The sequence below is a fragment of the Cyclonatronum sp. genome (assembly GCF_022565315.1).
Lineage (GTDB): Bacteria > Bacteroidota > Rhodothermia > Balneolales > Cyclonatronaceae > Cyclonatronum.
The window spans coordinates 1-6,332 of the sequence record NZ_JAIUMX010000162.1 but is presented as its reverse complement, the minus strand read 5'-3'; the positions used below and the strand labels follow the sequence as shown (position 1 = coordinate 6,332).

General features: G+C 52.5%; 1 protein-coding gene and 1 pseudogene. Both read left to right on the top strand.

Annotated elements, in window-relative coordinates; genetic code table 11:
* A partial coding sequence (locus LAT75_RS14940; RefSeq protein WP_291483524.1) for a tetratricopeptide repeat protein occupies window positions 1–1,877 on the top strand: 1,877 nt, incomplete at its 5' end.
* Between the two features lie 349 nt (window positions 1,878–2,226).
* A pseudogene (locus LAT75_RS14935) lies at window positions 2,227–6,332 on the top strand (hypothetical protein); the annotation flags it as partial.

Sequence of the window (6,332 nt, the reverse complement as noted above, 5' to 3'; positions counted from 1 at the left end):
TTCAGCTGCTTGTGTTTTGCCTGCCGGCAGCGGGACAAGACGCGCAGCAAAGCGCGGATGAAATCAGAACCGAACTTCAGCAGCAGGAGCTGAGTGAAACGGCCCTGCTCGCGCTTGCGGAACGGATTGAGGCCCTGCCTTTTTCCGAGGCCGCTGCCGCCCTTGAACTTACGGGGCTTGCACAGCAGCAGGCCGAAAGCCGGGGCTACGCATCGGCAGCCCTTCCGCTGGTCCGCATCTGGTACCGGTTCAGCTTTGATGTGCCCGCGATTGAAACGGCCCTGGCTCAAACCGAACTGCTGCTGCAGCGGTTTCCGGTACTGCCCGATGCGAGAAGCCGGGAAACCATTGAAATTTTCCGGGCATTGTTTCTGATTGATTTGGGCCGGCAGCCGGAGGCGCTCAGCCTGCTGCGGGAGCTTGCAGGGCAGAGTGATAACCCGGCGACCGTTGCCGTGGCCCGCGCAAATATGGCGCGCGTGCTCTCCGGCCTCGGGCAATATCAGCTGGCCGTTGAGGCAGGGCTCGAAGCCATCACCCATTACCGCAACACCGGCGACACCCGCACCCTGTTTAACCTCTACAATAACCTGAGCGGCTACTACGCAGTGATGGAGCTAACGGAGCTCGCGCTTGATGCTGCACAGACGGCCTATGCGTTTGCCCTGCAAACAGAAGACCCGCAGCTGCTTTCCGATGCGTATCTCGGGCTTGGGACATCCTGGCACCGGTCCGGAGATCCGGAGAAGGCGGTGACGTTTCTGGAGCAAAGCGGTGAGCTCGCACAGGGGCCTGGCATGCAGCTGCGGCTGGCTCAGGTGCTCCTAAACCTGGGAAATGTGTACCAAAGCAGCGGAAATCACGAGGAAGCGATCCGGAATTACCGGCAGGCTGAGGCACTTTGTCAAGATCTGGGTCAGCCGTACGGCATTGCCCTCAGCCGCTACAACCTGGCCGTGAGCCTGCAACAGCTGGGCAGGTACGCAGAGGCCGTACGGTATTATGAACTGGCCGCACCCTGGTTTGAGAGCAGTGGCAACATTAAAGAGCTGATGCTGCTCACCGAAGGGCTGGCCAACAGTCTGGCGCGTGCAGGCGATCTGGAACTGGCCTGGCCGCAGCTGCTGCGCTATAATCAGCTGTTCAGGCAGGTGTATGATGAGGAAAATCAGCGCACGCTGAACGAGGCACAGACCCGTTTCGAAACGAGTATACGCGAACAGCAGCTGGCTTTGAGCCTGTCGCTGAATGAACAGCAGGAAAAGCAAATCCGGCTGCAATGGGCTTTGATTGCCCTGCTCGTGCTCGGCGCCGGCGCCGGACTCGCATTTTTGAGGCTCAGGGACCAAAATCTGAATCAGCTGTATCAGCGAAGTGAGGAGCTGCTCGAGCAAAGCAGTATGCTGCACGCTGTTCAGCCGGCTGAGGCAGAGCTCTCAGAGGCACTTCCGGTTTTTGATGCTGATGAGGACACGGACACCGATTCTGAGCCCTCACAGCCGGAGCCGGTCGGGAACAGTGCTTACACAAAATTGTATCAGGCTTTCGTGCAGGCTCTCGAAAAAGACAAAATTTATCAGGATGAAAACCTTTCCCTGAAGGAAGCGGCCCGCTACCTGAAAACCAACGAAAAGTATCTCTCAACGGCTATTTCGCAGTATTCTAACACTAACTTCAGCGGGCTGGTAAATTTCTGGCGTATCCTTGAGGCACGGCGCCTGCTGCGGCTGCACGGCGATGACCTGCCGGTTCAGGAAATTATGCACAGCTGCGGCTACCGCTCATCAACTACCTTTTACAATGCCTTCAAAAAATACACAGGGATGATGCCCCGGCAGTTTGTGACGATCTCCATGAAGGAGCGGGTGAAATTTTAAAAAAATTTTATACGGGCTGGCAGCAAGCTGAGTATGACCGGATAAACTAATCCCTGATTTTGTATTCTTCCGGTGGATGAGGAATGGTACGGCTCAGGATATGCGGACTGTTTACAACCCTGCTCCAGGCCCTGCGAAAGCTGTTTTTGTATTTCCGGAAGGGGAAATTCCGTAAAACGGGAATACAATTACCGAAAACAGGAAAAGAGGAAAACCGGGGGTTTGCTATCATGCTGAAGTCAGCTGCAGCCGCGCTGCGTGCAAAAAAAGCTGCCTGACCTAAACGCCTGCTATTACCCCCTAAGCAGCTTGTCAGAACTCCTTCATGCTAATCCTCATCTCCACTATCATGTCAGATTCCGCTTTTTCTGCCTGCTATTTGTACGCCCTGTGCCGGGATACCGCCCAAACCGGGAACCGCTATCTGAACAAATCCGGGCTGATTTGCCTTACACTTCTTTTGGTACTGATCACCCTTCCGGCTGCGCAGCTGTCCGCAGCCGATCCGCTGTACGCCGGCGGAAGCGGAACGGCTGAAGATCCCTACCTGATCGAAACAGAGGCGCAGTTTCTGGATATTGCGGCAAACTCCGGCGCTCATTTCCTGCTGCTAAACAACATCACCGTAACCCAGCGGACGGGCGCTAACCTGACCGGCGTTTTCAACGGGGGCGGCCATAACATCCATGTAAGCGTGAATGCCGGTGATGTTACCAATTCAGGCCTGTTTTCCAGCCTGAGCGGCAGCGGTACGGTTCGCAACGTGACCTTTACCGGAACTTACAACACAGGATCTGGTGATAATTCCGGCCTTGTAGCCGGAAACATGAGCGGAAGCAGCCTGATTGAGGATGTGATTTCACGGGTGAATTTTACGAAGAGCGGATCAGGTGGTAATACGGGCGGGATTGTGGGCTCAATGAGCGGCGGGACGATCATTCGTACTGTAAGTACCGGAAACACTGTCGGCAATGTGACGGTTGGAGGAATTACGGGATTTGGTACCGGGGGGCTTATTGAGCAGTCATTAAACACGGGTAATGTACATGCTACGGGTGGTAACGGATCGGGTGGAATTACAGGAGGTTCACAGGCTGGTACAGTCCGTGATTCATACAGCACTGGTGCGGTAACCGGGAGTATTAGCTGCGGAGGTGCCTTTGGATATATAACCAATGCTGCTGTGATTGAGCGGGTGTATTCCGCTGGAGCAGCAAATTGTTCAGTGACTTCATCTGGTGGATTTGTGGGTCAGCGTGCCGGTGGTACAGTTTCGCATGTTTTTTATGACCTGAACAGAAGCATTTTGTTCACTGACCCGGTTGCACAGGGCCTCTCCGGTGCCCGGATGCGAATGGCCTCCTTTTTTACAGGATTCGATTTTGATGATATCTGGCAAATGCATCCCGATTTTCCTTCCTATCCGCTACTGCGTTCGCTTTCCTACAATGAACCTTTTAGCAGCCCTGCGGTCCTCCCGATTCCGGGGCTTCTTGAAGAACCTATGTTCGCGTCAGGTACCGGTACCGCCGAAGATCCTTTCGTAATTACAAGCGGTGCGCACGTTCAGAACATTGGCCATAATTCATCTACCCATTATCTGTTGGCCAACGATGTGCTGGTCAGTCAGCGCACCAATATACCTTTCGCCGGGGTGCTGGAAGGTTCGGGCAATACGATTACGCTTAACTTTAACCTGGGCAATGTTAATGAAACGGGTTTGTTCAGAAGGATACGGGGTAATGGAACAGTCCGGAATCTTATTATTGACGGTAGTATTACGCAAAGCGGCGGTTCATTTACCGGATCGGTTGCAGCAGATATGTTTAATACCAGCCTGCTCTACAGGGTGATTTCAAGGGTTGAAATTAACGCCGGTTCGACAAGTGTTATTGGAGGATTAGTTGCCAGGTTATATGAAGGGACCATCAGAGAATCAGCATTTATGGGCAGCATATCTGCTCCTTCGGGTGGGACTATCGGAGGCCTTGCTGCCCAAATAAATTGGTCAGGCAGTCTGATAGAGCGATCCTTTAATACCGGAACCCTCACGGCCCAGTCAAACGGGGGGTGGGTTGGCGGAATTGCCGCAACCATGAATGCTGGTACCGTCCTTGATTCATTCAGCACAGGAACAATAAGTGCATTTGCAAACTGTGGAGGTGCTTTTGCGGCTGTAACGAGCACAATATCTCCAATTACAGTCACACGGGTTTATGCAGCCGGTTTGGTAAATTGTGACGGATGGAATACTGGTGGTCTCGTAGGTCAAAGTAATGCAACTGTTTCAGCCAGTTTTTATGATATAGAAGCAACGGGTAAAACCAGCAGTGCCGGTGGTACCGGGCTCACAGGCGAAGATATGCGTACCCGTGTGCCTTTCGAAAATGCGGGCTGGAGCCTGGTAGGTGAGGGCGCGATCTGGGGTGTCTCCGAAGGGATTTTTGCCTCATACCCTTTTCTGAAATGGTTTGATTACGATAGTCAGTTAGATCTGCCCGGGTATTTTTCTCCGTTTGCGGGAGGGGAGGGTACCGCTGAGGCGCCCTATCAGATCAGCGAGCAGTCCCACTTCCTGGCCATCCCCAACGAGCCTCCCTACTATTATATTCTGATGAATGATATCAGCCTGACTGCGGTCACCGGTGTGAATTTCACGGGTGTATTTGACGGAAACGGTAAAACGATTGACGTAAATATCAGTATTTCAAATACGGACTATGTTGGCTTATTTCGCTCATTGGGCGGTTCGGCAAGGGTGCGGGATCTACGGTTTACCGGAACCATGAGTCTTCATAATGCCTTGTTTGCAGGCCTTATAGCACCGGATATGTCAGGGAGCAGCCGTATTGAGAATGTTATCTCTAAAGTTAATCTTACAAACACAGGTACAAGAAACGACGCATGGAATGGCAGCGGTACGGGAGGCCTGATAGCCCGCCATACTGACGGGGTTATTATTCGTAGCGCGGTTTTGGGTAACACAACAGGCTATCTGAATGTAGGCGGCATAAGCAGCAGAACCTGGGGAGGCAGCATTGAGGAATCGTTTAATGCGGGTACCGTTACAGCAAGCGGCAATAACGGTGCCGGTGGTTTAACAGCCGATTTGAGGGCTACAGTCAGTGATTCATATAATACAGGAAGGGTAAATGCTTCGTCAAACTGTGGCGGGGCCGTCGGGGCTATGAGTCTGGCTTCTTCCTTACTTAGGATTTACTCATCAGGTTTTGTTAATTGCACCGGATCCTTTTCCGGAGGTCTTGTAGGGCAGCGGTCATCAGGTTCGGTAAACCATAGTTTCTGGGACACCCAAACTTCCGGCCAAAGTACGAGCGCAGGCGGTACCGGCCTCACAACCGCTCAAATGCGTACCCGCGCGCATTTCGTAGAAGCGGGCTGGGTTTTTGAAGGAGAGAATGCACCGTGGAACACGCTCAGCGTTTTTCAGTCCTATCCGTTTCTGCGCGCCTTCACCTACGACAACGTGTTCGATCCGCCCGAAACGCCCGTTTTCCCGGTTCCGGGTCTGTTTAATCCCTTTGCAGGTGGTTTCGGCAGCGAAGCATCACCCTTCCTCATTTCTGAAGAAGCGCACTTTATGAGTATTGTCGGTGATGCGGGTTTCTTTTATCTGCTTCAGAATGACATTACCGTTACACAGATGACAGGTCTGGCATTTAGGGGTGATTTTGATGGGGGAGGTAACAACATTCATGTGGATATTGATGCCGGTATCGGACAAAACGCGGGTCTTTTCAGAATACTCCATTCGGGTAAAGTTCGTAATCTCCGTTTAAGCGGGCATTTACGGGCTTTAAATCCCCAATTTACAGGTTTGATTGCTGCTGAAGCCTTTGGCAATGCACGTATTCAGAATGTACATTCGTCGGCTTGGGTTGAGGTAACGGGAACATTACAGGGTTACGCCACCGGCGGACTAACCGGACGGATGACCAATTCATGGATTCAAAACAGCAGCGTTACGGGCAGAACGGAGGGCATTCAGAATGTAGGGGGGCTTGCGGGCCTTGTCGAAGCTTCGTCGCTTATAGAGCGTTCTTACAATACAGGAACCATTATTGCATCTTTGGAGATTGCAGGAGGGCTTACCGGCCGCCTTGCCGGAGGAACTGTTCGTGATTCCTACAGTACAGGAGCCATACAGTCAAGCTATTATTGCGGCGGTGCCATTGGCTTTTCTCAGTTTACAAATTTGGTTGAACGGATATTTGCAACCGGTTTTATTGACTGCATTCTCTTACCAATGGTACCTCCAAGCGGCGGACTCATTGCCATTGACAATAATAATTCCACGGTTGTGAACAGCAGCTATTTCGACGCAGATGCAGCCGGTATCGGCTGGAGTGTGGGTGGGGGAGAAGCCCGTACAAGCGCGCAGATGCGCAGCGGGGCGACCTTTGCCGGCTGGGATTTTGAGGATACCTGGCAAAT